Origin of the sequence: Bacillus sp. EKM206B, from assembly GCF_011066015.1 — a bacterium.
In the GTDB taxonomy this organism is placed as follows: Bacteria; Bacillota; Bacilli; order Bacillales; family Bacillaceae; genus Bacillus; species Bacillus velezensis.
Genome location: NZ_JAAMNL010000035.1, coordinates 1 through 563 on the forward strand (window position 1 = coordinate 1; position 563 = coordinate 563).

1 protein-coding gene is annotated in these 563 nt (G+C 57.5%); it reads left to right on the forward strand.

Features of this window, described 5'->3' with window-relative positions; all coding sequences use genetic code 11:
* Positions 1–563, forward strand: a 563-nt coding sequence (locus tag G9F50_RS20265) for an AMP-binding enzyme (RefSeq protein WP_165417790.1), incomplete at both ends; no start/stop codon positions are given.

A 563-nucleotide genomic window follows, 5' to 3' on the forward strand; every position in this document is an offset into this window, starting at 1 on the left:
GGCGAGCGCATGTACCGGACCGGCGACCTCGTCAAATGGAACGCGCAGTGCGGCATCGAATACATCGGCCGTATTGACCAGCAGGTCAAAGTGCGGGGCTACCGGATCGAGCTTTCAGAAATCGAAGTCCGCCTCGCCCAGCTTGCGGACGTTCATGACGCAGCGGTGACGGCCGTGGAAGACAAAGCGGGCAATACCGCGCTTTGCGCCTATGTCGCGCCTCAGCAGGACGATATCGAAACGCTCAAATCCGCGCTGAAAGACACGCTGCCTGACTACATGGTGCCGGCTTTCTGGGTGGAGATGGACGAGCTTCCGGTCACCGCAAACGGAAAGATTGACAAAAAAGCCCTGCCGGAACCGGACATTGAAGCGGGAAGCGCCGCTTACAAAGCGCCGGAAACAGAGATGGAGACGCTGCTTTCTGACATTTGGCAGGAAGTGCTCGGTCTTGACCAGATCGGCGTAAGCGATAATTTCTTCACTCTCGGCGGCGATTCGATCAAAGGCATCCAAATGGCGAGCCGTCTGAACCAGCACGGCTACAAGCTGGAGATGAAGGA